Source organism: Oceanicola sp. 502str15, assembly GCF_024105635.1.
Classification (GTDB): Bacteria; Pseudomonadota; Alphaproteobacteria; order Rhodobacterales; family Rhodobacteraceae; genus Vannielia.
Window position 1 is genome coordinate 2,340,545 of record NZ_WYDQ01000001.1, and the last position, 24,538, is coordinate 2,365,082.

The following is a 24,538-nucleotide window of genomic DNA, read 5'->3' on the forward strand; positions in this document are numbered from 1 at the left end:
TCCGGGGCGGGGGTTGGAGTTACTCGATCTCGCGGATCGCGTCATAGAGGCCTTCGCCCCACAGGCCTTCGGCCTCCTGCTCATGCGCGGCGGCGGTGAGCTTGTCGGCAAAGGCGGCGCGGTCGACCTCGATGATCGTCGCGCCATCGGCTTCGAGCTGCTCGGCGATGGTGGTCGCAGCTTCCTCGATCACCTCCTTCGAATAGTCTGCGGCCACGGCGGCGGCGTCGAGCAGGATCTGCTGCTGGCCCTCGTCGAGCTGGTTCCAGCGCATCCCGTTCATCGCCACGGTGATCGAGTCATAGACGTGGTTGGTGCGGGTCACATAGGGCGCCGCGAGGTGGAACTTCTGGCTCAGGACCGAGTCATAAGGGCTTTCCATCGCGTCGGTCATGCCGGTCTTCAGCGCCTGAAAGCTGTCGGCCCAGGGCACCTGCGTCGGGTTGGTGCCGAGCGTGGCCCAGGTCTTGATGTAGGAGGGGATGCCCGGCACCCGGAACTTGAGGCCGGTCAGGTCTTCGGGCGTGTTCACCGGCTTGGTCGAGACCACCACGCGCGGCAGCTTGGCCCAGTCGTCGCCGATCATCTTGATACCGGCATTCTCCATCAGCTTGTCTTCCATGGCGCTGGCCATGTCGCTGTCGAGGAAGGCCTGAAAGTGGTCGCCGTCGCGGAAGGTGAAGCCCCAGGAGACAACGTTGAAATCCTTCTCGAAGTTGCCGTAGTTCGACAGGCTCTCGACCACCATGTCGAGCACGCCGGCACGCATCTGCTGAATGGCCTTCTCGCCCGAGCCGAGCTGGCCGCCCGGAAAGACCTGGATCTCGATGTCGCCGCCGGATTTCTCGGCAACTTCCTCGGCGAATTTCGTGGCCGTCAGGCAGGTGGCCGAGGTCTCGGCCGAGGGGCATGCCAGCCGGTAGGTGGCGGCCTCAGCCGCGCCTGCGAGGGTTGCGGCCGCCAGCGCCAGCGGCGCGATTGCGTGGGTGATGTTCATGGTTGTCCTCCCTTGATGAATTGGATCTTGGTTCAGCGTCCGGGCAGCAAAAGCTCGCCCGGGTAGGTCACGAATGCCGGCACGTAGGTGATGATCAGCAGCACCAGCAGGATCGGAATGAGAAACGGCAGGATCGCGCGGGCCGTGTCGATGAAGCGGATCTCGGCGATCTCGGTCACGATGTAGAGGCACCAGCCCAGCGGCGGGGTGATGAGCCCCACGGTGAGGTTGAGCACGATCACCACGCCCAGGTGCACCGGGTCCACCCCCAGCGCCACGCCCATGCCCACCAGCGTCGGCGTGAAGATGACGAGGATCGACGTGAGGCTCATGATGGTGCCGAGCAGCAGCAGGATGATGTTCATCGCGAAGAGAAAGGCGATCTGTCCGTAGCCGGAGCGGTCGAAGAACTCGGCCATCGCGTCGGGCAGTTGTTCGGTCGTCACCAGCCACCCGAAAAGCGAGGACATGCCGAGGATGAACATGATCTGCGTGGTGGTGACGAGCGCCTCCTCAAGCATCTTGCCCATGTTGCGCCACTTCATGTCGCCGTAGGCCATCGAGACAACGCAGGCATAGGCCACGGCGATCACGCCCGCCTCGGTGGGGGTGACGATGCCGAAGACGAGGCCCGCGAGGATCACGAAGGGGGTGGCCAGCGGCGGCGCATTGCGGATGAAGCTGCCACCGATCTCGCAGAGCGTGGCGCGCGGCGCGGGCTCCACCCCCTCGCGCTTGGCGGCGAAGTAGACATAGACCATCATGAACAGCCCGAGCAGCAGCCCCGGCACCAGCCCGCCGATGAAGAGCGCCGGGATCGAGACCTCGGTCATCGAGCCGTAGAGCACCATCAGGATCGAGGGCGGGATGATCGGGCCGATGCAGCTCGAGGCGGCGGTGACGGCGGCGCTGAAGGGGGCGGAATATCCGGCCTTGGTCATCGCCTTGATCTCGATCCGTCCCAGCCCGGCCGTGTCGGCCACGGCGGAGCCGGAGATGCCGGCAAAGAACAGGCTGGAGAGAATGTTCACATGGGCGAGGCCCCCGCGGATATGGCCCACCAGCAGCCCGGCAAAGCGGAAGATGCGCTCGGTCACCCCGCCGACGTTCATGATCTCGCCCGCCAGCACGAAGAAGGGAATGGCCAGCAGGGTCACGCCGCCGAGGCTTTCGACCATCGAGAAGATGAAGATCGAGGGCATGACATCGCCCAGCAGGATGTAGACCATCGAGGCGATCCCCATGGCCAGCGCCACCGGGGCGCCCATGGCCATGAAGAAGGCAAAGGTGATGAGGAGCGCGGCAAAGGCCATGTCAGTCTCCGAGGTAGGCGTTTTCGGCCCGAAGCCGGGTTTGAAGCGCAGCCGGATCGACCCGCCGGACCTCGCCCTGCGCCTCGGCGGCGGCAAGGGCGGCCCCGGTGCCCGCGGCATGGCCCATAGCCATGGCGGTCGGCATCACACGCAACGCGGCAAAGGCCTCGTGGCTGGCCGAAATTCCGCGCCCGGCCACCAGCACGTTGCGCAGGCCCTCGGGCAGAAGCGACCGCCACGGGATGCAGTAATGGTGATCCTCGGGGAACTCGATGAAGGTGATCTCCTTGCCCTCCGGCTTGTGCACGTCGATCGGGTAGGCCCCGGCGGCGACGGTGTCGGCAAAGCGTTCGCCACGGGTGATATCGTCGCGTGTCACCACGTAGTCACCCTGCACGCGGCGCGTATCGCGGATGCCGAGCTGGGGGGCAATGGCAGAGAGCCGGGCGGCGGAGCAGCCGGGCATGTGAGCGGTGAGAAAGCGCGAGATTTCCAGCGCCTGCCGCCGCCCTTCGATCTCGCCCGCGCTGACCGAAAACGGATCGTCGGGGTCCACCGACACGCGGGAAATGTTGAACCAGGCAGCATTGGCGCCCGGCACGCGGGAATAATGCAGCGCAGCGCGGGGGAGCGCGCCGGTTTCCAGCCCCCGGGTCACAACGCGGTCGCGGTCGTCCCGTGTCATCGCTTCCAGCGTGTCGAGGTCCACCGGCGCCATCTCGAACATCATGGTGCCCGGTTGCAGCGCCTCGCCCTCTTTCAGGCCGAGAAACTGTCCGCCCGCCGCGGTGACAAGGCTCATGTCGCCCGAGGCGTCGATGTAGCACGGGGCGCGCAGGGTCAGCGGGGTGCCGGCCGCCCAGACGCGCAGCTCGCTCACATGCCCGTTGTCGCAGGTGGCGCCCATGTTGATCGACTTGAACAGGATGCGCACGCCCGCTTCGATCAGCATCTGTTCGAGCGAGACCTTGAGCACCTGCGCGTCGTATTCGATGCGGTTCATCACGTGGCCGGTCGACATGACGAAGGTGCCGAGCGGGCCGCAGCCCCCGTCCGCGCGCAGCCGCTCCACGATCTCCTCGGCCATGCCACGGATCACCGTGCGCCCGGAGCGGGTCTGCCAGCCCACGAACTGGCCAACCATGCCCGCCGTCGCCGCGCCGCCAAGAAAGGCGTTCTGCTCGACCAGCAGCACCCGCGCCCCGTTGCGGGCCGCCGCAAGCGCCGCGGTGCAACCCGCCATGCCACCCCCCACGACAATGACGTCGCATTCGGTTGCAAGGCGCGAGATGGCGCTGGTGTCGGGCATTCGGTGACCTCCTCCCGGTCTTCTGGTGGAACCGACCCTAGTTGAAGCCGGGAAGAGAGGCGATTAACATCTGGTCCGACACGTTTAACAAATCGTTAAAGGGGGCGGCGATGATTTCGATCCGGCAGGTGGAGGTGATCCGGGCGGTGATGGTGGCCCGCTCGATCAGCGGGGCGGCGCAGCTGCTCAACGTCTCGCCCGCCGCCGTCAGCCGGATGCTGCGCCATACCGAAAGCCAGATCGGCTTTCCGCTGTTCTCCCGCACGCCCAACGGCTTCGTGCCGATGCCGGAGGCCCATGCCGTGCTTGACGACCTCGAGCAGGTGCACAGCAGCCTCGCCCGCATCGAGGCCCGGCTCGCAGGCCCGGCCCGCGAAGATGCCGCCCTGCGCATCGGCACCTCCCCGGGCCTCGGCCTCAGCGTGGTGCCCGGCGCCCTGTCGGCACTTCGCGCCCGCCAGCCCCAGCTGCGCTTCGAACTCGGGGTGATGCACGTGAACGAGGTGCTGCCCCTGCTCGAGTTCCGCCGCTACGATTTTGCCCTGACGATCTACGAGATCGAAGACCCCCGCCTCGACATCCGCCAGATCGCGCAGGCCCCGCTGGTCTGCCTGATGTCGAAGGATCATCCGCTGGCCGGGCGCGCGCAGGTGACGCTGGAAGAGATCGCCGCCCACCCGATGATCGGCTACGACCCGCAAGCCTTCCAGCAGCGGCTGATCGACGGGATGTTCCGCAGCCGGAGCCTTACACCGGATTACCACGTGCGCTGCCGCCTGATGAACACCGCCTGCGTGCTTGTGCAGGAAAACCTCGGCATCACCCTGCTCGACCGCTTCACCGTGCAGGGCCGCCTCCCCGAGGGCACCTGCGTCGCGGCGATCGACATCGACTACAGCTTTCCTCTCAACGTGATCAGCATGCGCGACGCCCCCCTGTCCCGCGAGGGAGAGGGGTTTCTGGCCGAGGTGGAGCGGCTCGTGTCGGCATAGGCGCAACCGCTGTCAGGCACCGCGCGCCCTCCCCCCCCTCAAGATCGACGTAGAACGTAAAGGCCCCTCGCCTGCCCCTTCGCCACGGCTCGAGCCTCAGAAATCCCAATCCTCGTCTTCGGTCGTCACGGTCCTGCCGATCACGTAGCTGGAGCCGGACCCCGAAAAGAAGTCGTGGTTCTCGTCGGAGCCCGGCGAGAGGGCCGCCATGATGGCGGGGTTGGCCCGGCAGGCCTCGTCGGGGAAGAGCGCCTCGAAACCGAGATTCTGGAGCGCCTTGTTGGCATTGTAATGCAGAAAGCTCTTCACGTCCTCGGTCAGCCCGAGCCCGTCATAGAGCTGCTCGGTATAGCGCGCCTCGATCTCGTAGAGGTCGAACATGAGCGCAAAGGCAAACTCCTTCAGCTCCGCGCGCTCGGCCTCGGGCAACCGCTCCATGGCGCGCTGGAACTTGTAGCCGATGTAATAGCCATGGATCGCCTCGTCGCGGATGATGAGGCGGATCAGGTCGGCGGTGTTGGTCAGGCGCGCGCGGCTCGACCAATGCATCGGCAGGTAGAAGCCGGAGTAGAACAGGAAGCTCTCGAGGAAGACGCTTGCGATCTTCCGGCGCAGCGGGTGCGCGGCGGCGTCGTACTCGTCGAGGATCAACCGCGACTTGGCCTGCAGGTGCTCGTTCTCCGACGACCAGCGAAAGGCCTCGTCGACCTCGGACGTCTGGCACAGCGTCGAGAACACCGACGAATAGCTGCGGGCATGTACCGCCTCCATGAAGGCGATGTTGGTCAGCACCGCCTCCTCGTGAGGCGTCTGCGCGTCGGGCATCAGCGCAGGGGCACCCACGGTATTCTGGATCGTGTCGAGCAGGGTCAGCCCGGTGAAAACCCGGATGGTCAACTGGCGCTCGTCATCGGTGAGCTGCGACCAGCTCTGGATATCGTTGGAAAGCGGCACCTTCTCGGGCAGCCAGAAATTGGCGGTGAGGCGGTTCCAGATCTCGAGATCCTTGTCGTCCTGCAGCCGGTTCCAGTTGATCGCGGCGGGGACGGGGCGGGTGTGAACGGTGTCTTTCATGGCGGCGGTCCTTTCGGGGCGGCGGGGGATGGGCGGTATCCGGGCGGCGAGGTGGCCCCCACCCTACGGGCCGGCTGTAGGGTGGGTGAAACCCACCATCACAGGGTGCAGGACACGCAGCCCTCCACCTCTGTCCCCTCCAACGCGGCCTGACGAAGACGGATGTAGTAGATCGTCTTGATCCCCTTCTTCCAGGCGTAGATCTGGGCGCGGTTGATGTCGCGCGTGCTGGCATCGGCAGGAAAGAACAGCGTGAGCGACAGCCCCTGATCCACATGCTCCGTGGCCGCCGCGTAGGTGTCGATGATCGCCTCGGGGCCGATCTCATAGGCGTCGCGGTAGAACTCGAGGTTCTCGCCGGTCATGTAGGGCGCGGGGTAGTAGACCCGGCCGATCTTGCCTTCCTTGCGGATCTCCACCTTGGCGGTGATCGGGTGGATCGAGGAGGTGGCGTAGTTGATGTAGCTGATCGACCCGGTCGGCGGCACCGCCTGAAGGTTGCGGTTGTAGAGCCCGTGTTCAATCACGTCGGCCTTCAGCGCGGCCCAGTCCTTCTTGGTGGGCAGGGCAATGCCGAACGTCTCGAACAGCGCCTGCACCTGCGGGAGTTCGGGGTGCCAGTCCTTCGCGGTGTACTTCTCGAAGAAGCTGCCGTCGGCATAGGCTGACGCCTCGAACCCCTTGAACCGCCTGCCCTTCTCCCGTGCCAGCGCGCAGGAGGCGGTGAGCGCGTGGTAAAGCACGGCGGCAAAGTAGACGCTGGTGAACTCCACGCCCTCGGGCGATCCGTAGTGAATGCGTTCGCGGGCCAGGAAGCCGTGCAGGTTCATCTGCCCCAGCCCGATCGCGTGGCCCTCGTCATTGCCCTTGCGGATCGAGGGCACCGAGTCGATGGCCGACATCTCGCTGACCGCGTTCAGCGCCCGGATCGCAGTGCCGACCGAAGCGTCAAGGTCGCCGCCGTCCATCGCGCGGGCGATGTTCATGCTGCCGAGGTTGCACGAAATATCCGTGCCCATCTGCGCATAGCTGAGGTCGTCGTTGAAGGCCGAAGGCTCGTTGACCTGCAGGATCTCCGAACAGAGGTTCGACATGGCAATACGGCCCGCAATCGGGTTGGCGCGGTTCACCGTGTCCTCGAACATGATGTAGGGATAGCCGCTCTCGAACTGGATCTCCGCCAGCGTCTGGAAGAAGGCGCGCGCGTTGATCTTCTTCTTCCGGATCTTCGGATTGTCGACCATCTCTTCATATTTCTCGGTGACAGAAATCTCCGAGAAGGCGCAGCCATAGACCCGCTCCACGTCATGGGGCGAAAACAGGTACATATCCTCGTTCTTCTTCGCCAGCTCGAAGGTCACATCGGGGATCACCACGCCAAGGCTCAGCGTCTTGATCCGGATCTTCTCGTCGGCGTTCTCGCGCTTGGTGTCGAGAAAGCGCAAAATATCAGGGTGGTGCGCGTTCAGATACACCGCCCCCGCCCCCTGCCGCGCGCCGAGCTGGTTGGCGTAGCTGAAAGAGTCCTCCAGCAGCTTCATCACCGGGATCACCCCGGAAGACTGGTTCTCGATCCCCTTGATCGGCGCACCATGCTCGCGGATGTTGGTCAGCATCAGCGCCACGCCGCCACCGCGCTTGGAGAGTTGCAGCGCCGAGTTGATGCCGCGCCCGATGCTTTCCATGTTGTCCTCCAGCCGCAGCAGGAAGCATGAAACGAACTCGCCCCGCGCCTTCTTTCCGGCGTTGAGGAAGGTCGGCGTCGCAGGCTGAAAACGGCCCGAAAGGATCTCGTCCATCAGCCGCATCGCCAGCCCCTCGTCGCCCCGGGCCAGCGCAAGGGCGTTCATCACCACGCGGTCCTCGTAGCGCTCGAGATAGCGCTGCCCGTCGCGGGTTTTGAGCGTGTAGGAGGTGTAATACTTGAAGGCGCCCAGGAAGGTCGGAAACCGGAACTTGCGGGCAAAGGCGGCCTCCCAGATCGCGTGCTGGAAGGCTTTTGAGTACTGCGCCAGCACCTCCGCCTCGTAGTAGCCCTCTTCCACGAGGTAGCTCAGCTTCTCGTCGAGCGAATGAAAGAACACCGTGTTCTGGTTCACGTGCTGAAGGAAGTACTGCCGCGCCGCCATCCGGTCGGCCTCGAACTGGATGTTTCCCTCCCCGTCGTAGAGGTTCAGCATCGCGTTCAGTGCGTGGTAGTCGAGATCGGCGGTCAGGCTTGCATCAAGCATGGTGTGTCCCAGAGTTTTTCGAGCCCGGCGCGGATGCGGGCGATATCGGTTTCGGTGCCTGCAAGTTCGAACCGGTAGAGCACCGGCACCTTGCACTTGGTGGCAATCACATCCCCGGCCATGGCGAAGGTTCGCCCGAAGCTGCGGTTGCCCCCGGCGATGACCCCGCGCAGCAGCGCGCGGTTGGCGGCGAGGTTCAGAAAGGCGATGACGGGCTTGGCCACCGCGCCCCGGCCCGCGCCATCGGCATAGGTCGGGCAGATCAGCACGAAGGGTTCGGTGGCGCAGGGCGGCGTGGCGGCTGCGCTCACCGGAAGGCGGGTGGCGGGGAGGCCGAGCTTGCCGACGAGGCGGGCGGTGTTGCCCGACCCGCTGGAAAAGTAGAACAGCCCCCCCATCGGCTCAGGAGAGCCGGCCAATCATGTCGGGGCGGAACCCGGCCCAGTGATCCTCGCCGGCCACCACCACCGGCGCCTGCCGGTAGCCCAGCCCCTGGACCATCTGCATGGCGTCCGCGTCCTCGGTCAGGTCGACGAGGTCGAAGGGCAGCCCGCGGGCCTCGAGCGCGCGGGTGGTGGCCGTGCACTGCACGCAGGCGGGTTTGGAATAGACGGTGATGGTCATGGTTTTTGTCCCTTTTGGTCTTGCCTGTTGAGCGGCGAAAGGGACACGAGGAAAGGGCACACCGGGCCCGTCCACGCGCCCCGGCCCTCCGCCGCGGTCATCGTTCAGTTGCCTTGGCAGGTCTCCTGACTTCGCGGCTCGGATGTCGTCGGTTCACCTTCCCGGCGCACGCGCACCAGTGGATCGAACCATGACTTGCCACTTACAGTTGCGGGGGCAGTGCCGGATCTTCACCGGCTTCCCTCTTAGCCCTCGAGTTTCCTCGGGGGAACCAAAGCATCACCATATTGTGCGAGCGAGCCGGGGAGTGTCAACATATAGCGCCCACCCGGGAGTCGATTTCTGTGGATAGTTTCGAGGCGCCTCGCGGAACGGGCGCGCTGCGGTGTAGCCCACAGCCGCAGGCCCGTTGATTTGCAGGGCCGCCCCTTCACCCCCCGGCGAGCGCAGTCAGCCGAGAGCCCAAACCTCGCAGAGCCTCAAACGCTGTCCTTCACCCGCTCCCAGGTGTTCATGAGATGCTGGGCCATGGTCTCGCCAAGAGTGGCCCCATCGCGGCGCGACAGGGCCTCCGCCATCTTCTCGTGCTCATCCACGGCGGCGGCCCAATACTCCGGCTTGCGGTTGCCCATGAAGCGGATGCGCTTGAGCCGCGCCTGAATGTTGCGCTGCATTTCCTGAAGGGTCTCATTGCCCGACAGTTCGGAGAGCAGCGAGTGGAAGTCCTGGTTGAGCTTGTAGTAGGCGAGCCGCTCGCGCTTTTCGTAAAGCTCCAGCATCTCCCTATGCAGCGACAGCAGCGCCGCCACCTCTTCTTCGCTGGCGCGCTCGCAGGTGAGCTGCCCCGCGAGCTTTTCGAGATGGGCAAGCACCTCGAGCATCGAGAAGACGTCCTTCGAGGTCAGCTTGCGCACCACCGCGCCGCGTGACGGGCGGATGATCACCAGACCCTCCGCCGCCAGCGTGCGCAACGCCTCCCGGAACGGCGTGCGCGACACTTCGAGCTGCTCGATCAGCCGCGTCTCGTCGATCCGGCTGCCCGGCTCCAGATAGCCTTCGATGATCAGGTCGCGGATACGGTTTGCCACCTGGTCGTGAAGGGTCTGCTTTCGGATCGCGACAGGGCCGCCCGTCGTGACACCAAGATTGTCCATGCCTAGGCTCCCGGATTCGTCTTCTCGGCAACTATAAGACCTCTTGCCTTGCGCTGCGAGGTCGCGCAATGTATTTCGTATACAAAATGAGGAAATACATGATTCACGAACAGCGAGTTGCCTTTGCGATAGGGGATGCCGGGGGAATCAGCCCCGAGCTGAGCGCCCGTGTGATTGCGGATGCCCAAGCCAATCGCGGCGACATGATCGTCGTCGGAGATGCCCGCGTGCTCGCCATGGGGGCGCAGCATGCAGGCGTCGAAATCGACCTGCCCACGCTCACCCCGGAAGAGGCGGGGCAAGGGCTGCCCGAGGGGTCTGTGCTGGTGGACATGGCCAACTGCGACCCCGACACGCTGACGCTGGGCGAATCCTGCCGCGAAACCGGCGCCGCCTCGCTGGAAAACTTCGCGGCGGCGCTTCGCCTCGCCAACGCCGGCATCGCAGGCTCGGCCTTCTTCACGCCGTTCAACAAACACGGCATGCGTCTGGCGCGGCCCGATTACGTCGACGAGATCGGCTTCATCAACGCCACCATCAACGCCACCCGCAGTGGGCGCGAGTTCAATGTGCTCGACGAGGTCTGGAACGCGCGGGTCACATCGCACATCCCATTGCGCGAGGTCGCCGATACCCTCACCACCGACCGGATCTACGAGTCGCTCTGCCTGACCATCGAAACCATGGAGAATGCCGGTTTCGAGCGGCCCCGCATCGGCGTGGCCGCGCTCAACCCCCACGCGGGCGACGGGCGCAATTTCGGCACCGAAGACGAAGATGTGCTGCTTCCGGCGGTCCAGAAGGCGCAGGCGCGGCAGATGGCCGTCACCGGGCCGATTCCTTCCGATACGGTCTTCGTGCGCGCGCTCAAGGGCGAGTTCGACGCGGTCATGACCATGTTCCACGACCAGGGCCAGATCGCCATGAAGCTGATCGGCTTCGACCGTGGCGTGACGCTGATCGCGGGCTACCCGTTTCCCATCGTCACCCCGGCCCATGGCACCGCCTATGATATCGCGGGCCAGGGCAAGGCCGACACCGGCGCAACCTTCAACGCCGTCGCGCTGGGCCGCAAGCTGGCCGCCCGCGCCGAGCGCAAATCCACACCGGCGGCGCTCTCGCCCGCCGATCTCACGGCCCTGTTCCGCGGCCCGGTCAAAGAGGACGCGACACAAAGCTGACGACAGGCCCCGTGCCTGACCGGCGGCCCCGCCGCCACCAACCAAAGGGAGGAAGACCATTGAAACTCAAGAGCGCACTCTTCGGCGCCGCAACGCTCGCCATGATGGCGGGCACGGCCATCGCACAGGAAGAGATCATCTTCGGCATCAGCGCCGCCACCGGCTCGCTTCAGCAGCAAAGCGCAAGCGAATTTGCCCGCCGCGCCAACGAAAAGCTGGGGGATACGGCTGTCGTGAAGGTCTTTGACAGCTCGCAGCTGGGCAAAGACAAGGACATGCTCCAGAAGATCAAGCTGGGCACCATGCACCTCACGCTGCCCTCCTCGATCATGCCCGAGATCGCCGCCGAATACGCGATCTTCGATCTGCCATTCCTCGTGGCCGACCGTGACCATCTCGCCCGCATCGACGAGACCTTCTTCAAGGACGTTCTGGTGCCCGCCGCCGAGGCGCAGGGCTACCGCCCGCTCGCCGTGTGGGAAAACGGTTTCCGCCAGATCACCAACAACGAGCGCCCCATCAACACCCCCGCCGACCTCGAAGGGCTGAAGATCCGTACGCCCAACTCGTCCTGGCGTGTGGCGATGTTCAGCGAATACGGCGCCAACCCCACGCCGATGTCGTTCTCCGAGGTCTTCGTGGCCTTGCAGACCGGCGTGATCGACGGGCAGGAAAACCCGCTGACCAACATCGCCGGCGGCAAGCTGAACGAGGTGCAGAAGTACCTGTCGATGTCGGGCCACGTCTATTCGCCCGCCTACCCCACCGTGGGTGTGGCGGCCTTCGAAAAGCTCGATCCCGAGATCCAGCAGGTGCTGGCCGAAACCGCGCAGGAAGTTGCCCTCTGGGCGCGCGAACAGGGCGCCGAGCAGGACGGCAAGCTGCTTGAGGAGCTGGAAGCCGGCGGCATGGAGGTCAACACGGCCGATCGCGCCGCCTTCGTCGAAGCCTCCGCGCCGCTCTACGAGAAGTTCGCCGCAGAGGTCGAGGGCGGCCAGGCGATGATCGACCAGGTGCTCTCGCTGGCTGACGGCGACTCCTGATCCGGCGCGAAAGCCACGGGGCGCATTGCAGAGGTGATGCGCCCCTCTTCCATTCCACCCTCTTCCCGAACGGGACCGTGCAATGCTCGACCGCGTCATCCATTGGCTCGACATCCTCCTGCAAATTTTCACCGTCACCCTGATCGTCATCCTCGCCGTGATCGTCCTTCTGGCGGTCGGCTTCCGCTACTCGGGCAACTCGCTGATCTGGTATGACGAGGTCGCGGTTCTGCTGCTGGCCTGGATCACCTTCAGCGGCGCGGCCCTCGCAGTGCTGCGCGACGCGCACCTCGGGTTCACCGGGCTGATGTACGGCCTGCCGCCGACCGGGCGCCTCCTGCTCTTCTGGCTGGTCGAGGCGATCTTCTTCGCCATCTTCGCCATCGTGCTCTGGGCCGGATGGACCATCCTCGGCATCTTCGGCAACGAAACCATGACCACCCTGCGCTTCGTTCCGCGAAGCGTGGTGCAGGGCATCCTGCCGGTCAGCGCCGCCTTCATCCTTCTGGCCCGCGCCCTGACCCTGCCCAAGCGAAAGGCAGAGGTCGAAGCGGGCATTGATCCCGAAACCCGCGAAATCCAGCACGAGATTGCCCGCGCCGAGGCCGAACTGGCCCGCACCGGTGCCGCCACGGAGACCGAGAAATGACCGAAGCCCTGATCCTTCTGTCGATGTTCCTGATGATCGGCTTCGGCGTGCCCATCGCCGTCGCCATCCTTGGCAGCGCGCTCGTCGGGGTGTTCATCCTCAACGGCCACCTCGGCTTCCTGAACGCCGCGCTCTCGCTCTACGACGGCGCCACCAGCTTTCCGCTCATCGCCATCCCGCTCTTCATTCTCGCAGGCGCGCTGATGAACACCGGCGGCATCTCGACCCGACTCATCGCCTTCGTCTCTGCCCTGATCGGCTTCGTGCGCGGCGGGCTGGCCATGGTCAACGTCGGCGTGTCGCTGTTCTTCGCCGAAATCTCCGGCTCCGCGGTGGCCGATGTGGCCGCCACCGGCTCGGTGCTGATCCCGGCGATGAAGAAAAAGGGCTATACCCCGCGCTTCGCCGCCGCGCTCACCTCCTCCACCGCCTCGCTCGCCATCATCATCCCGCCCTCGATCCCGATGATCCTCTACGGCGCGCTCTCCGATACCTCCATCGTCAAGCTCTTCGTCGCCGGCATCGTGCCCGGCCTTCTCGGCGCGGCGCTGCTGATGGCCCTCAGCTACTACTTCGCCGTGCGCTACGACCTGCCGCGCGAAGAGGGCTTCAGCCTCTGCCGTCTCTGGCAGGCCACCAAAGAGGCGATCTGGGCGCTGATCCTGCCGGTCATCATCCTTGGCGGCATCTTCGGCGGCATCGTCACCGCCACCGAGGGCGCCGGGCTCGCCGTGCTGGCGGCCCTGCTGATCGGCGGCTTCATCTACCGCGAACTGAACGCCGAAAAGCTCTACCACGCGCTGGTCGATGGCGTGAACCAGACCGCGGTGGTGATGCTTCTGGTTGCTTCCTCCGCGGTGCTCGGCCTCTACCTGACCGAAACCGAGCTGCCTCAGCGTCTCGCGCAGGGCATCACCCAGATCACCACCAACCCGCTCGCGGTGCTGATGATCATCAACGTCTTCCTGCTCTTCGTGGGCATGGTGCTGCACGGCGCGGCGGCGATCATCCTGACGGTGCCGATCTTCATGCCGCTGGTGCATCAGCTCGGCATCGACCCGATCCAGTTCGGCATCCTGCTGACGCTGAACATCGCGCTGGGCCAGCAAACCCCGCCGGTCGCCAGCGTGCTCGTCACCGCCTGCTCCATCGCCAAGACCGACGTGTGGAGCACCACCCGCACCAACCTGCCCTTCATCGGCGTGCTGGTTCTGGTATTGCTTCTGGTCACCTACGTGCCCGCCGTCTCGCTCTCACTCGTGGATGTATTCTATGGCCCATGACCCAACGACCTCTGCAAAGCCCTCCGTCGGCGTGATCGGCGCCGGCATGATGGGCGGCGGCATGGCCGCCAGCCTGCTGCGCGCCGGGCACCGCGTCACGGTCCTGCCCCACCGCAACCGCAGCATCATCGACCGGCTGATCGCCGCTGGCGCCGAAGAAAGCGCCTCCGCCGCCGAGCTTGCCGGGTCGGTCGACGTGGTGCTCACCTGCCTGCCCGACGGCCCGGCCGTCGAGGCCCGCGCCGCCGAGATCCTGCCCGCCCTGTCACCCGGCGCCCTCTGGATCGACACCACCACATCAGATCCTGAGGTCACCCGGCGCGTCGCCGCCCAACTGGCCGAACGGGGCGCAACCCTCGCCGACGCCCCCGTCACCGGCAGCCCCGCGCAGGCCGAGGCGGGCGATCTGGCCTCGGTGGTGGGGTGTGATGAAGACGCGTTCGAGCGGGTCGAGGCCGTGGTCTCGGTCTACTCCCGCGTGGTGCGCCGCTTCGGCAATACCGGCACCGGCCATACCGCCAAGCTGATGAACAACCTCGTTACCCAGGGCACCATGGCCCTGCTCACCGAGGCCTACGGCGCCGCCCACAGGCTCGGTGTCGACTGGCAGGCGCTCTACGACGTCATGTGCGTCGGCGCCGCCCGTTCCGGCACGCTCGAAAAAGCCGTGGGCCCGGCCCTCTCGGGCAATTTCGACGGCGCGCGCTTCACCATCCGCAACGCGGAAAAAGACCTCCGCTACGCCACCGCCACCCTCGGCCCCCAAGCCGAACTGGCCCGCGCCGCCCACGCGGTCCTGCTCCGCCAGGTCGAAGCGGGCCGAGGAGACCAATTCGTCAGCCGGATGCTACAACCCGCCGAGAAGGACGGGCGCTGAGGCGGGTTTCAGACTCTTCCGGCCTCCGGGCAACGCGGCCGACCGACCGGCAATCCGGCGCCGCCTGCGCCTGAACGATCCAAGACGATGGCGAAGCGCCGGATTTCCTGTGGCATCAGCCAGGTGTGGCGCGGATCGGCCTGCTGCTCCGCTTCCTTTAAGTCCCGCCATCCGCTTCGACACATCCTGCATTCCGGCAGTGCAAATCGTCTGGGGGTTGAATGCCCGGCGAAAGACTTTCATTGTCTTCCCATTGCTCAAACGTGTTTCGCGGCAATTACGGCTGCATCAGTTATATCGGGGCTGTTCAGGTATGGACGGAGTTTATACCCAGGATGGTAACCTGGGGCGGGTGGAGACGGGTCTGGGTAAGGACCATCTCCTTCTGGTGCGGTTCTCCGGCACCGATAAGGTCAACGATCTGTTTGAATATCGCCTCCGCGTGCTGGCGCGGAACGGCCTGGATTACGACGCGCTGCTCGGCACCCATGCCACTGTTTTCCTTCACACAATCTCTCACGGCGAAGCGCCCTTCGATGGCGTCGTCACCGAGGTCGAATGGATGAAGGGCGCGGTGGGCGGCGATGAATACGAGCTGGTGCTGCGGCCCTGGTTCTGGCTCGCCGGCAAGCGGCGGCAGCAACGGATCTTCCACGACAAATCAGTGGATGAAATTCTTGAGCAGGTGCTTTCGCAATGGTCCGGGCTGGGCGATGCCACCCACCGGCTGGCTTTGACCAATTCCTACCCAAAGCTCGAATATACCGTTCAATATCGCGAGTCCGATCTCGCCTTTGCCTGCCGGTTGATGGAGCGTTTCGGGATCAGCTTCCATTTCGAGCAGGCCGGCGGAAACCATTGCCTCGTGCTGACCGACGGGCATGAGGCGATGGGCGAGTTGCCCGGCCGCACGCGAGAGTTCAGGCCGGTCGAGGAATTCTACCGCAAGGATGAGGAGCACTTCTGGGAGTGGCGCCGGGCGCGCGGGATTACCACGGGCAAGGTCAAGCTGACCGATTACAACTTCAAGACGCCCACCTCCAACATGCTCACCGAGCAGGCGGGCGATGCCGCCCATGCCCATGGCGAGATCGAAAGCTACGACTACCCGGGGGTCTACCCCGATGCCGGGGAGGGCGCGGATGTGGCCGCGCTGCGGGTCACTCAGGAGAGGGCGGGCGATCATCGCACACGGGCGGCCGGCGATGTGATCAGCCTGAAGGCGGGGATGCGCTGCGCGGTAGAGGGCGAGTTTGCCGCGTTCACCGCGGGCGAAGAGCATCTCTGCCTTGAGGCCCACCATGAGTTCACCGCCGAGGCCTATCGTTCCAGCGATACGGCAGGCGGCGACAGCGAGGGAGAACGCGCCTATGAAGGCCGCTACCTCTTCATCCCCGTCTCCGCCCCCTTCGCCCCCGCCCGCAAAACGCCCCAGCCGGTGGTGCAGGGCCCGCAGACCGCCCGGGTGGTCGGCGAGGGCGAAATCGACTGCGACGAATACGGCCGCATCCTCGTGCGCTTCCACTGGGATCTCGAAGATGCCTATTCCATGCGCTGCCGGGTCTCGCAAAACTGGGCCGGCAAGGGCTGGGGCGGAATGGTCATCCCCCGCATCGGCATGGAAGTGGTGGTCGAGTTTCTCGAGGGCGACCCCGACAAGCCGCTGGTCACCGGCTGCGTCTACAATGGCAAGAACGACGTGCCCTACGAGCTGCCTGCCAACAAGACCCGCAGCACCTTCAAGACCGATACCCATCAGGGCGACGGCTTCAACGAACTGCGCTTCGAGGATCAGAAGGGGTCAGAAGAAATCTTCCTTCATGCCGAGCGGGACCGAAACGAGAAGACCCGCAACAACCACACCGAGCGGATCGACAACAACTGGGTCCAGTCGGTGGGGCACAACAAGGCGAGCGAGGTGAACAACAACCGCATCGAAGTGGTCGGCGGCGATGCAGAACTGCGCGTCGGCCCGGGCCAGCGAAACGCGGTCGCGCCGGATGTGCCCGCCAGCAACATTGCCGGCATCTCCGGGCTGGGAGACTCCTTCGGCGCAAATGGCGGCGGCCCTAAGGGGAGCGGCTCCTATTACGTAAGCATCGAGCAGGACAAGAGCCAGATCATCGGCCGCGACGCCAGCGATCTGGTGCGCAACAACAAGGCGGTCGAGGTCCGGGGCGACATGCGGACAGTGGTTGACGGAACCGTGCTGATCGACGCCGGCAAGAAGCTGACCCTCAACTGTGGCGCGGTCAGCATCGTGATGGAGTCAAACGGTAGCCTGACCATCAACGGCAAGAAGGCCACCGTAACCATGGACAGGCTGATTGCCCTGCTTGCGGACATGGTGAAAATCAATTGACCCGCAGGATCGCAGTCATTGCGGGCGCCGCTGCCCTTCTTGTCCTCGTTCTGCTTTTTGGAGGTTTCTTTTCTATGTCGGACGGCGCGAAGGCCCTCAAGGAGATGGAAGCCAACCCCCACTTCAACACGGATGTGCTCGAGCCGCTGCGCGCGCAGGGCGCGCCGCGCGCCTTCCGCGAGATCGTCGCGCAGGTTGCCAACGGCGACGTGCCCGACGCGGCGCAGCTCGAAGAGCTGGGGGGCGGACTGGAGCGCGCCTATGGCGTGCGCCCGCAACCCACCGGCGGCGGCACGGGCTACCAGCGGCAGATGAACCTTCTGGAGCACGCGCTTCAGGCCGGAAACCTGCCGGCGGTGCGCGCCATCCTGCAAGCCGGGTTCGATCCGAACCTCGCCGCAGAGGAATTTGCCCGCGCCAGTGCACCCAACCCCTCCGGCCCGCCCGACTGGACCACCTCGCCGCCCTTTCTGGAGGCCTTTCTGGAGTTTGGCGGCAACATTGACTACGCCCGCGAAGACTCCGAAGAGCCAATGATCACCCGCGCCGCCGCACCGGGAAATTACGAGGGCGTCAAGTTTCTGCTGACACGGGGCGCAGACCCCTGGATCAGGGTCCGGGCCCTGAGCTGGGAGCAGGACCCGGCGCAGGAACGGGCTGTGCCCAACATGATCAAGGGCGGAGAGACGCAACTCGAACTCTTCGCCTGGCTCCATGACGAGGGCTACATGGATGACGCGCCGCAGGATGTTTATCCCACGATGTATGATCGCCACCTCGCCGCCGTCGACAAGATCGTCAACAGGCAGACCCTGCTGGATGACCGCGGCATCGAACTGCTGCGGGACGGGTTTGCCGCAAGCCTGACCCGGCAGATCGACTACCGCCGCGCCGACCGCGAAGCCTTTGTCGCAAGGCTTTCGGGCTATCTGGAAGAGCGGACCAATCGTCCATGACCATCGTGCGATCCGACCTCACCACCCGCCCCTGTTTGTTCAAGGCGGGGGCAATCAACTACCACGTCTACAATCGCTCTGTCGGCAGCGTGCACCCCGACCTGCGCCCGTGGTACAATGCCGTGCCGGAAACCTGGGATCCGCCGGACGTCGAGCAAGACAGAACCTCGGGGTTCTACTCCGAATTCTATCGCCCGAAAGGCCCGCCGGGGAGCCCCGGGTACTGCCCGCCGGTTCTGGCCTTCCGGGGCAGCGAAACCAATCCCGCAGATTTCGCCAAGCTCGGCATCGTGGTGCGGATCGAGCTTGGCGTCGATTCCAGCAAATCCTTCTCCGGGCTCGAAAACTTGATCGACCTCCTGACGTGGAAGTTCAGCCCCTTCGAGTTTGCCGTCTGTCAGGGGGCGGGCCGGGATGCAACGAGAGAACAGACCGTCGCCTTTGCCCGCGGCCTTTCCGGCTCCCGCCCGATCGCTGACCTTCCCGGCGTTGCCCATGTGCGGATCAAGCGGCCAAACTTCATCTCTCCGCTCCTTCTGCCGGAGGTCGAAGAGACGCTGACCGTCACCTACCGGATCAGCGCCACGGTTCACTTCGAGGACGAGGGCGACTGGGGCACCAACATCACCCAGGGGATGGGGGAAGACGCCGAGCAATATGAACGGGCGGCACAGGAAGGCAAAAGACGCGCGGCAGAAGTTCTGGAGCATTGGGACGGCAAGATGATCGTCACCGGACACTCGCTGGGCGGCGGCCTCGCCGCGGCGGCTGCGATTTCCGGCAAGTTTCACCATGAGCTCTGCCAGATCGACTGCGTGACCTACAACGCCGCCGGCGTTCACGAAAACTCGGTCCGCAACTACGTGTCCTATGAAGCTTCGCTCGGCGAAAACCCGTCGACCTCCAACTTCTCGGTCGAGCACGAGGTGCTGAATACCCTGCAACTCCAGCCCAACAAGCTGCCATTGGTCCAGACCTTCATCGGCTGGGCAAATGCGATCGCCTCGCCCCAGCAACAAATGGCCTTCCGCGAGGCCCGCAACACCACAGCCATCACGCGGGGGATAAGCCCCGGCTCGACCTCTATGGGCTATTGGGCTCCGGATTACGAAAACCTCCCCATCCTGTGGCCACTGAGCCAGAACACGGTGGCCGATGCGCAGGCCCGGCTCGCGGCGGACCAGAACACACAGGAGTTTCTCGCCCAGCAGGCGGCCTCGCGGGAGACTCTGCTCAACGACGCCCGCGAAGAGATTTTCGGCCCCTCCGGCCCCCTCTTCGATGAAGAGCAGGCGCTGTGGGAGGAGCACGGCCGACTTGGTGCAATCGGCGACGACACCCGGATGCAGGAAATTCAAGATCGCCTCCGCGAAATCGAAGCCACCCGCGAAGAGATGTGGCAGCAGGCCCAGAATGCCTACGAGGTTCGCGAACCCACCTTCTCCGGCCAGAATACCGGCAAGTTCCCCCAGCTCACGGCGCTCGACGCCATGGCCCGCAATTGCAGCACGCCCCGGCAGTTCGTTGCCGGGCTGATCGGATACCTGCTGGACGGCGACATGAACCCCCACCGTCCCTCCACCTACGACCTGACCGACGGGGCCCTAGGCCCGGCCAATGCACGTGCCCAGCAGCTTGCCGCCGAGGCCGAAGCGATTGTGCCGATCGGGATCGCCTCGGTCGCCTACCACACCTTCGATCCCTGTGCCTTCACCTTCCACCACCCGCGCCGCGGATGAAGCTTTCAACCTCGCTCCCCCTCGCCACGCTGTTCTTCAAGCACTGGCACGTGGACGATACCGAGGTCGGCATCGTTCTGGCCAAGGCCGAGTTTGCCCGCGGCGATGCGGGCGCCTTCGGGGTCCTGCCGCGGCCGCCCGAGCTGGAGATGGCGGATGTGTTCGAGGGCGATCCGGCCATCACGCCTCTGCTGGCCGAGCAGGATCTCGCCCCCGGAAAACTGGCGACCGACCTCACGGTGAAGGCCATTGCCCGCGCACCCGGCGGCGAGGCGCGGCGGGATTGGGCGGTGGGGGTCGAGGTGGAGGGGCGCGGCAGCCACGGCTTCCACGTGCGCGGGCCGTCGCGCTGGAGCAAGCCCAGCCTGCGGCGCTGGCAGCTCGGCAAACCCGAGCCCGTGCGCGAGGTGCCGATCACCTACGCGCTGGCCTACGGAGGGCTCCTGCCGGAAGAGGGCGAAACCCCGGCGCGCAGCCATGACTTCAACCCCGCCGGCACCGGCTTTGCCGACAAGGCCTATCTCGATCTCAAATCCGGCTTCGACGCGCCGCAGATCGGCGAACTGGCCGAATTCATGGCCGCCGATCCCCTGGCCGGCATGGCCGTGCGCGGCTTCGGCCCGATCGCCAAGGCCTGGCTGCCCCGGCGCGGCCATGCGGGCACCTTCGACGATCTCTGGAAGCGCGAACGCCACCCCCGCATGCCCGCCGATTACGACCTCGCCTTCTGGAACGCCGCCCCCGGCCCGCTCCAGTTCAGCCCCCATCTCACCGGCAACGAGATGATCCGCCTCCATGGCGTCTCCCACGAAGCGGCCCCGGTGGAGGTGCCACTGCCCGCCGTCGGTCTGGTGCTGGAAGCCGAGGGCGACGACAGCGTCAACGTACCGATGCACCTCGACACGGTGCAGATCGACATCGCCAAGGAAGATCCCGCCACCCACCGCGTCCTCCTGACCTGGCGCGCGCTCCTGCCAAACCCGGCGGGCTTCACCCACGGCACACTTCTGCCCACCGATCTCGGAGACTGAAATGGACCATTCCGGCGCCCGTGCCAGCGGCAAGCAGGCCATCATCGCCTGCCTCGCCCCCGATGTCTGCCTCACCCCCTGCGGCTGCGGTGTCGCACCGATCCCCTACATGATCGTCTCCAGGCTCGACTGGGCGGTACAGACCACCACCAGCACCGAACTGACCAACCAGCAGGCCTTCACCATGGCCAGCCGGACCGACAAGGTCACCGGCGACGAACCGGGGGTGAAGGGCGGAATAGTATCCGGCGTCAATCTCGGCTGGTGTCGCCCGAAGTCGAACAAGTCCTCGGTCTTCGTAGAGGGCCGCGAACTGATCCAGAACGACAACCTCTACGAAATGAACTGCAACGGCCCCGACGGCCCGAGCAACACCATCGGGAAGTTGGTCTACTACGACTAAAGCGGCTCCAAGCCACGCGTGTCGGCCCGGAGTGGTCATTCGTCACCTACGCAGCAATCGCCCGCTCTCCGCCGAGCTTCGACGAAACAACCTCCTGCGAAAGCTACGGGGCAAGTCTTCGGGCGACGGCACCTTGGCAAAGGCGGCGCGGATAATCGGGCAGAACCCAATCACGAAGGCTGACGCGGGCCTCGCCCTAGGGCAAAGACCAAACCGCCAATCGCCATGACCGGCGATAATCATGAAATGAGGTATTGTGGCGGAGACGAAGTCCGCCATCCAAATGCCCCAAACGGTCTCACAAGGTATCAGCTGGGCGACTCTTTCAAGAATTTTTAGCTGTTATCACTCTGCTTGCAACGCTCCTTGTCGCACCAAGGGTCACGGCATCTCAATCTTAATGTGGGGCTGGATGTGGGGCCATCTCGCGCCTAGTCTAATATGAACGCCCACAAAGGAATGGCCTATGCTCACTGACACTAAGGCAAGAAAGTTAGTCCCGACCGAGAGAGCCCTGGCCGTAGGTGGCGTGCCTGGCCTGTACCTGCGGCCCGGCAAGACGGTTGGATCGGGTAAGTTCCAACTTCGGTTTGTGTCACCGACATCTGGCAAGAGAAGAGATATGGGCCTTGGTACCTATCCAGCTACAGGTCTGGCAAAAGCTCGCAAGCTTGCGATGGATGCAAGGGAGCTGATAGCGAGCGGGATCGATCCGATCAATCGTAGGGCAGAAGAGCAAAATCTGGCATCCGCGCAACGAGAGATACCCACCTTCGAAGAGGCCGCCGTGACCTTGTATGAAGAGATTGCACCCGGTTTCAAAAATACTAAGCACCGCGCTCAGTGGATTACGACACTCCGCACCTACGTTTTTCCTGCCATTGGGAATCGAAAGGTCGACGGCCTGACGCCAGCAGATTTCGCCACAGGGTTAAGACCGATCTGGCTGTCCAAACCCGAAACCGCCAGTCGCGTTGCTCAGCGGTGTGACCGCGTCATGCTCTGGTGCCTTGCCCATGGCTACACCAGCACCAACCCCGTTGCAGCGCTCCCTGCCCTGCTCCCGAAGCCGCCTAGCAAACGGGACAGAGTCCGTCACCACCCATCAGTCCCTTGGCGCTCCATGCCGCAGGTATGCAAAGACTTGTTCCACAAACCTGAGACATCGGTCGGTCGAATGGCCCTGCTATTCACAATCCTCACTGCGGCGCGATCGGAGGAGGTGCGTGAAGCCACATGGTCAGAGATCGATCTCGATACGGCAACCTGGTCACTGCCAGCCGAACGAATGAAAGCTCGGCAACCACATCGTGTTCCCCTGAGCCGCCAAGCACTCCGCATCCTGAGGGCACGCGCTGAGTTTGCTGGCCAACAGGGCTACATTTTCTCTTATAGAGCCGGTCGGCCACTCAGCGGCATGACGCTCTTGAAAGTCCTTAGAGACCACAAGGTTGCAAGTGACACTCCTGGCCGGATTGCAACGACCCACGGCTTCCGATCCAGTTTCCGCGACTGGGCATCAGAAAACGGTTACGCACGAGACCTCGCCGAGCGTGCCCTGGCTCACACTGTTTCGAACGCGACCGAAGCCGCCTACCACCGCACCGATCTGTTGGAGCAACGTCGGGGAATGATGGAGTCTTGGGCAGATTGGGTCTTCGGCGAGCCCACTAAGCCGTGAAATGCGCCTGCGATCTCCCGATTTGAACGTTTGCGGCTCCAAATCGCTACGGCCCGCACGGATACCTATTGAACGAAATCTGGGTGAGCGGCTTTACGCAGACCGCAACCATAACGATTGAACAAGAGCGTGGGCAACCGATGCTTTGCTGACTCGGTCCTATCACGCAACGTTAGAAGTGGCTCCAGCGTTTCCTGAACTGTCGACGTAGAAACTGCCGTTTCGCGAGCACCTCCCTGATAGGGGCATAACTCGCGTCTAGTCAAAAAACGCCGTTGCGAACCTCGGCCTCTCTTATTAAACTCGGGCGTCCACAAGACTCTGTTGAACGTCAACCGTCGGCACTTCGAGCCTAAAGCTGGTTGTCCGTCCCTCGCTGACAACGGTCAAGCGCCCCCCATGAGCCTTCGCGATCGACGCCGCGATATAAAGTCCCAGACCAAGACCTTTACTCCGGTCACTTCCACGACGGAAGGGCTCGAACAACACCTTCTGAGCCTCTCTGTCGATTGGCTGTCCCTCGTTTTCCACTTCGACGAAGGTCAATTCCGACTGGCTGCCAGCGCGTATCCGCACCGGTGTATCGGGGGTTCCGTGCGTAATCGCGTTCGATACGAGGTTGGATACAGCCTGACCGATCCGGTCCGGATCGCAGCTGATAGGGTGCTTTAGGTCAAACTCCACCAGGATTTCGCATTCCGGTGCCGCCATGCGGACTTCGTTGACCACCTGTTCCAGCATGTTCGCGAGAGGCGCATCCGACACCGCATTGATGGCAATTCCGCCCCCGAGCCGAGACTTGGCGTGCAGCATCATGTTCTCGACCAATTCTCCCATCCTATGCAACGACGCACGCATCAGTGAGACCAGATTGCGTCCACGTTCGCTCAATGTCTCCTTGTCCAATTGTCGGAAACCAGCACTCAACGCGGCAACTGGGTTGCGTAGGTCGTGGCCGAGGATGGCCACAAACTCTTCCTGTACCTGTGCCAGTTTGCGTTCGTACTCGATCAGTTGCTCCTGCGCCTCGAGCCGTTCTTCTGTCTCCAGGCTGCGTCCGATCAGATCGGCGAACATCTTCAGCATAGCCACGGCACGTGGGTTGTTGACGTCCTTCGGCACGGTGTCGATCGCGCAGAGCGTTCCGAAGAAAGTGCCGTCACCGCGATAGATGGGTACCGATGCATAGCTCACTATGCCTAAAGCAGTGGCGATCGGATGATCCTTGTACTCGGGGTCGGTGCCGGCATCACTGAAAATCACTATCTCGGAAGTGTCCCGAACGGTCTGGCAGAACGTCGATTCTATGGCGATTTCATCGCCTTCAGCGATGCCGAATTTGACCTCGTCGATCGTGCGGCAAGCGACCCACCTGTCGGCGGTAACGCGAGCAACTCCTGCAAAGCGCATGTTCGTCGCGAGCATTACAGTTTCCAGAATTGTCGTTACTAGGTCACTCCCCGCTAGGCGCTCGATGTCGGATTGAAAGTCATGCCTTCCCGCGAGAAAAGCCTCGTGGTTCAGCATCTTATTGCCGATTTCTTCGCAGGTCATTTGTATCCCCGTTAGCATCGGTGAAGGCAGCCCTCCACAAACTTGAGGCCGCTTGCGCGAAAACGTGGCTCCCTCATACAGCACA

21 protein-coding genes and 1 riboswitch are annotated in these 24,538 nt (G+C 64.2%); of the genes, 12 read left to right on the forward strand and 9 right to left on the reverse strand.

Annotation, left to right across the window (positions count from 1 at the left end; genetic code table 11):
- Positions 1-19: 19 nt before the first annotated feature.
- The 3 genes from GTH22_RS11360 to GTH22_RS11370 are packed head-to-tail and all read right to left on the reverse strand — an operon-like array spanning position 20 to position 3,619.
- Complete coding sequence (locus GTH22_RS11360) at positions 20-997, reverse strand: TRAP transporter substrate-binding protein (RefSeq protein WP_252945341.1); 978 nt, start codon at positions 995-997, stop codon at positions 20-22.
- Between the two features lie 32 nt (positions 998-1,029).
- Positions 1,030-2,310 carry a TRAP transporter large permease gene (locus tag GTH22_RS11365; protein ID WP_252945342.1) on the reverse strand — a complete coding sequence of 427 codons (1,281 nt, stop codon included), beginning with the start codon at positions 2,308-2,310 and terminating at the stop codon, positions 1,030-1,032.
- A gap of 1 nt (position 2,311) precedes the next feature.
- Positions 2,312-3,619 carry an FAD-dependent oxidoreductase gene (locus tag GTH22_RS11370; RefSeq protein ID WP_252945343.1) on the reverse strand — a complete coding sequence of 436 codons (1,308 nt, stop codon included), beginning with the start codon at positions 3,617-3,619 and terminating at the stop codon, positions 2,312-2,314.
- A gap of 110 nt (positions 3,620-3,729) precedes the next feature.
- Here GTH22_RS11370 and GTH22_RS11375 point away from each other — a divergent pair, with 110 nt between their 5' ends.
- Entirely contained in the window at positions 3,730-4,611 is an 882-nt protein-coding gene (locus GTH22_RS11375; RefSeq protein WP_252945344.1) for a LysR family transcriptional regulator, read from the forward strand.
- Positions 4,612-4,707: 96 nt separating this feature from the next.
- Here the strand turns inward: GTH22_RS11375 and nrdF are convergent, their stop codons facing one another.
- From nrdF to GTH22_RS11400, 5 genes are all read right to left on the reverse strand, one after another.
- Positions 4,708-5,685, reverse strand: coding sequence for a class 1b ribonucleoside-diphosphate reductase subunit beta (gene nrdF, locus GTH22_RS11380; protein WP_252945345.1), 978 nt, complete (start codon positions 5,683-5,685; stop codon positions 4,708-4,710).
- A 98-nt stretch (positions 5,686-5,783) separates the two neighbouring features.
- A complete protein-coding gene (gene nrdE / locus GTH22_RS11385) occupies positions 5,784-7,916 on the reverse strand; it encodes a class 1b ribonucleoside-diphosphate reductase subunit alpha (protein ID WP_252945346.1) in 2,133 nt (710 codons plus the stop codon).
- Positions 7,898-8,314 carry a class Ib ribonucleoside-diphosphate reductase assembly flavoprotein NrdI gene (gene nrdI / locus GTH22_RS11390; RefSeq protein ID WP_252945347.1) on the reverse strand — a complete coding sequence of 139 codons (417 nt, stop codon included), beginning with the start codon at positions 8,312-8,314 and terminating at the stop codon, positions 7,898-7,900. The genes nrdE and nrdI overlap by 19 nt, the downstream gene beginning before the upstream one ends.
- Before the next feature lie 4 nt (positions 8,315-8,318).
- Positions 8,319-8,540, reverse strand: coding sequence for a glutaredoxin-like protein NrdH (gene nrdH / locus GTH22_RS11395; protein ID WP_252945348.1), 222 nt, complete (start codon positions 8,538-8,540; stop codon positions 8,319-8,321).
- A 97-nt stretch (positions 8,541-8,637) separates the two neighbouring features.
- Positions 8,638-8,831: riboswitch (cobalamin riboswitch) on the reverse strand.
- 188 nt (positions 8,832-9,019) lie between these two features.
- Positions 9,020-9,694, reverse strand: a complete 675-nt coding sequence (locus GTH22_RS11400) for a GntR family transcriptional regulator (RefSeq protein WP_252945349.1) — start codon at positions 9,692-9,694, stop codon at positions 9,020-9,022.
- A 98-nt stretch (positions 9,695-9,792) separates the two neighbouring features.
- On the opposite strand from GTH22_RS11400, the gene GTH22_RS11405 reads away from it, so the two are divergent.
- From GTH22_RS11405 to GTH22_RS11455, 11 genes are all read left to right on the forward strand, one after another.
- The gene (locus GTH22_RS11405; RefSeq protein ID WP_252945350.1) at positions 9,793-10,875 is read left to right on the forward strand and encodes a 4-hydroxythreonine-4-phosphate dehydrogenase PdxA; all 1,083 of its coding nucleotides are present in this window, start codon (positions 9,793-9,795) and stop codon (positions 10,873-10,875) included.
- Between the two features lie 59 nt (positions 10,876-10,934).
- The gene (locus tag GTH22_RS11410) at positions 10,935-11,918 is read left to right on the forward strand and encodes a TRAP transporter substrate-binding protein (protein ID WP_252945351.1); all 984 of its coding nucleotides are present in this window, start codon (positions 10,935-10,937) and stop codon (positions 11,916-11,918) included.
- 82 nt (positions 11,919-12,000) lie between these two features.
- On the forward strand, positions 12,001-12,567 hold the full coding sequence (locus GTH22_RS11415; RefSeq protein ID WP_252945352.1) for a TRAP transporter small permease: 567 nt from the start codon (positions 12,001-12,003) through the stop codon (positions 12,565-12,567).
- Positions 12,564-13,850: a TRAP transporter large permease gene (locus GTH22_RS11420; RefSeq protein WP_252945353.1), complete on the forward strand. Its 1,287-nt coding sequence runs from the start codon at positions 12,564-12,566 to the stop codon at positions 13,848-13,850. Before GTH22_RS11415 ends, GTH22_RS11420 begins: the two co-directional genes overlap by 4 nt.
- Positions 13,840-14,727, forward strand: a complete 888-nt coding sequence (locus GTH22_RS11425; protein ID WP_252945354.1) for an NAD(P)-dependent oxidoreductase — start codon at positions 13,840-13,842, stop codon at positions 14,725-14,727. Before GTH22_RS11420 ends, GTH22_RS11425 begins: the two co-directional genes overlap by 11 nt.
- Before the next feature lie 313 nt (positions 14,728-15,040).
- On the forward strand, positions 15,041-17,089 hold the full coding sequence (locus tag GTH22_RS11430) for a type VI secretion system Vgr family protein (protein WP_252945355.1): 2,049 nt from the start codon (positions 15,041-15,043) through the stop codon (positions 17,087-17,089).
- Positions 17,090-17,163: 74 nt separating this feature from the next.
- Entirely contained in the window at positions 17,164-18,045 is an 882-nt protein-coding gene (locus GTH22_RS11435) for a hypothetical protein (protein ID WP_252945356.1), read from the forward strand.
- The gene (locus GTH22_RS11440; RefSeq protein ID WP_252945357.1) at positions 18,042-19,784 is read left to right on the forward strand and encodes a hypothetical protein; all 1,743 of its coding nucleotides are present in this window, start codon (positions 18,042-18,044) and stop codon (positions 19,782-19,784) included. The genes GTH22_RS11435 and GTH22_RS11440 overlap by 4 nt, the downstream gene beginning before the upstream one ends.
- Positions 19,781-20,815, forward strand: a complete 1,035-nt coding sequence (locus GTH22_RS11445) for a DUF2169 domain-containing protein (protein ID WP_252945358.1) — start codon at positions 19,781-19,783, stop codon at positions 20,813-20,815. Before GTH22_RS11440 ends, GTH22_RS11445 begins: the two co-directional genes overlap by 4 nt.
- Position 20,816: 1 nt before the next feature.
- Positions 20,817-21,218 carry a DUF4150 domain-containing protein gene (locus tag GTH22_RS11450; protein WP_252945359.1) on the forward strand — a complete coding sequence of 134 codons (402 nt, stop codon included), beginning with the start codon at positions 20,817-20,819 and terminating at the stop codon, positions 21,216-21,218.
- Positions 21,219-21,684: 466 nt separating this feature from the next.
- Positions 21,685-22,899, forward strand: coding sequence for an integrase arm-type DNA-binding domain-containing protein (locus GTH22_RS11455; RefSeq protein WP_252945360.1), 1,215 nt, complete (start codon positions 21,685-21,687; stop codon positions 22,897-22,899).
- A 297-nt stretch (positions 22,900-23,196) separates the two neighbouring features.
- On the opposite strand, the gene GTH22_RS11460 is transcribed toward GTH22_RS11455, so the two are convergent.
- Positions 23,197-24,453 (reverse strand): GAF domain-containing sensor histidine kinase, encoded by a 1,257-nt coding sequence (locus tag GTH22_RS11460; RefSeq protein ID WP_252945361.1) that lies wholly within the window; start codon positions 24,451-24,453, stop codon positions 23,197-23,199.
- Positions 24,454-24,538: the final 85 nt, after the last annotated feature.

What these genes read in the sequence shown, in the direction of transcription:
- GTH22_RS11360 (WP_252945341.1), bottom strand. Translation starts at nt 997, where the DNA reads ATGAACATCACCCACGCAATCGCGCCGCTGGCGCTGGCGGCCGCAACC.
- GTH22_RS11365 (WP_252945342.1), bottom strand. Translation starts at nt 2,310, where the DNA reads ATGGCCTTTGCCGCGCTCCTCATCACCTTTGCCTTCTTCATGGCCATG.
- GTH22_RS11370 (WP_252945343.1), bottom strand. Translation starts at nt 3,619, where the DNA reads ATGCCCGACACCAGCGCCATCTCGCGCCTTGCAACCGAATGCGACGTC.
- GTH22_RS11375 (WP_252945344.1), top strand. Translation starts at nt 3,730, where the DNA reads ATGATTTCGATCCGGCAGGTGGAGGTGATCCGGGCGGTGATGGTGGCC.
- nrdF (WP_252945345.1), bottom strand. Translation starts at nt 5,685, where the DNA reads ATGAAAGACACCGTTCACACCCGCCCCGTCCCCGCCGCGATCAACTGG.
- nrdE (WP_252945346.1), bottom strand. Translation starts at nt 7,916, where the DNA reads ATGCTTGATGCAAGCCTGACCGCCGATCTCGACTACCACGCACTGAAC.
- nrdI (WP_252945347.1), bottom strand. Translation starts at nt 8,314, where the DNA reads ATGGGGGGGCTGTTCTACTTTTCCAGCGGGTCGGGCAACACCGCCCGC.
- nrdH (WP_252945348.1), bottom strand. Translation starts at nt 8,540, where the DNA reads ATGACCATCACCGTCTATTCCAAACCCGCCTGCGTGCAGTGCACGGCC.
- GTH22_RS11400 (WP_252945349.1), bottom strand. Translation starts at nt 9,694, where the DNA reads ATGGACAATCTTGGTGTCACGACGGGCGGCCCTGTCGCGATCCGAAAG.
- GTH22_RS11405 (WP_252945350.1), top strand. Translation starts at nt 9,793, where the DNA reads ATGATTCACGAACAGCGAGTTGCCTTTGCGATAGGGGATGCCGGGGGA.
- GTH22_RS11415 (WP_252945352.1), top strand. Translation starts at nt 12,001, where the DNA reads ATGCTCGACCGCGTCATCCATTGGCTCGACATCCTCCTGCAAATTTTC.
- GTH22_RS11420 (WP_252945353.1), top strand. Translation starts at nt 12,564, where the DNA reads ATGACCGAAGCCCTGATCCTTCTGTCGATGTTCCTGATGATCGGCTTC.
- GTH22_RS11425 (WP_252945354.1), top strand. Translation starts at nt 13,840, where the DNA reads ATGGCCCATGACCCAACGACCTCTGCAAAGCCCTCCGTCGGCGTGATC.
- GTH22_RS11430 (WP_252945355.1), top strand. Translation starts at nt 15,041, where the DNA reads ATGGACGGAGTTTATACCCAGGATGGTAACCTGGGGCGGGTGGAGACG.
- GTH22_RS11435 (WP_252945356.1), top strand. Translation starts at nt 17,164, where the DNA reads ATGTCGGACGGCGCGAAGGCCCTCAAGGAGATGGAAGCCAACCCCCAC.
- GTH22_RS11440 (WP_252945357.1), top strand. Translation starts at nt 18,042, where the DNA reads ATGACCATCGTGCGATCCGACCTCACCACCCGCCCCTGTTTGTTCAAG.
- GTH22_RS11445 (WP_252945358.1), top strand. Translation starts at nt 19,781, where the DNA reads ATGAAGCTTTCAACCTCGCTCCCCCTCGCCACGCTGTTCTTCAAGCAC.
- GTH22_RS11450 (WP_252945359.1), top strand. Translation starts at nt 20,817, where the DNA reads ATGGACCATTCCGGCGCCCGTGCCAGCGGCAAGCAGGCCATCATCGCC.
- GTH22_RS11455 (WP_252945360.1), top strand. Translation starts at nt 21,685, where the DNA reads ATGCTCACTGACACTAAGGCAAGAAAGTTAGTCCCGACCGAGAGAGCC.
- GTH22_RS11460 (WP_252945361.1), bottom strand. Translation starts at nt 24,453, where the DNA reads ATGACCTGCGAAGAAATCGGCAATAAGATGCTGAACCACGAGGCTTTT.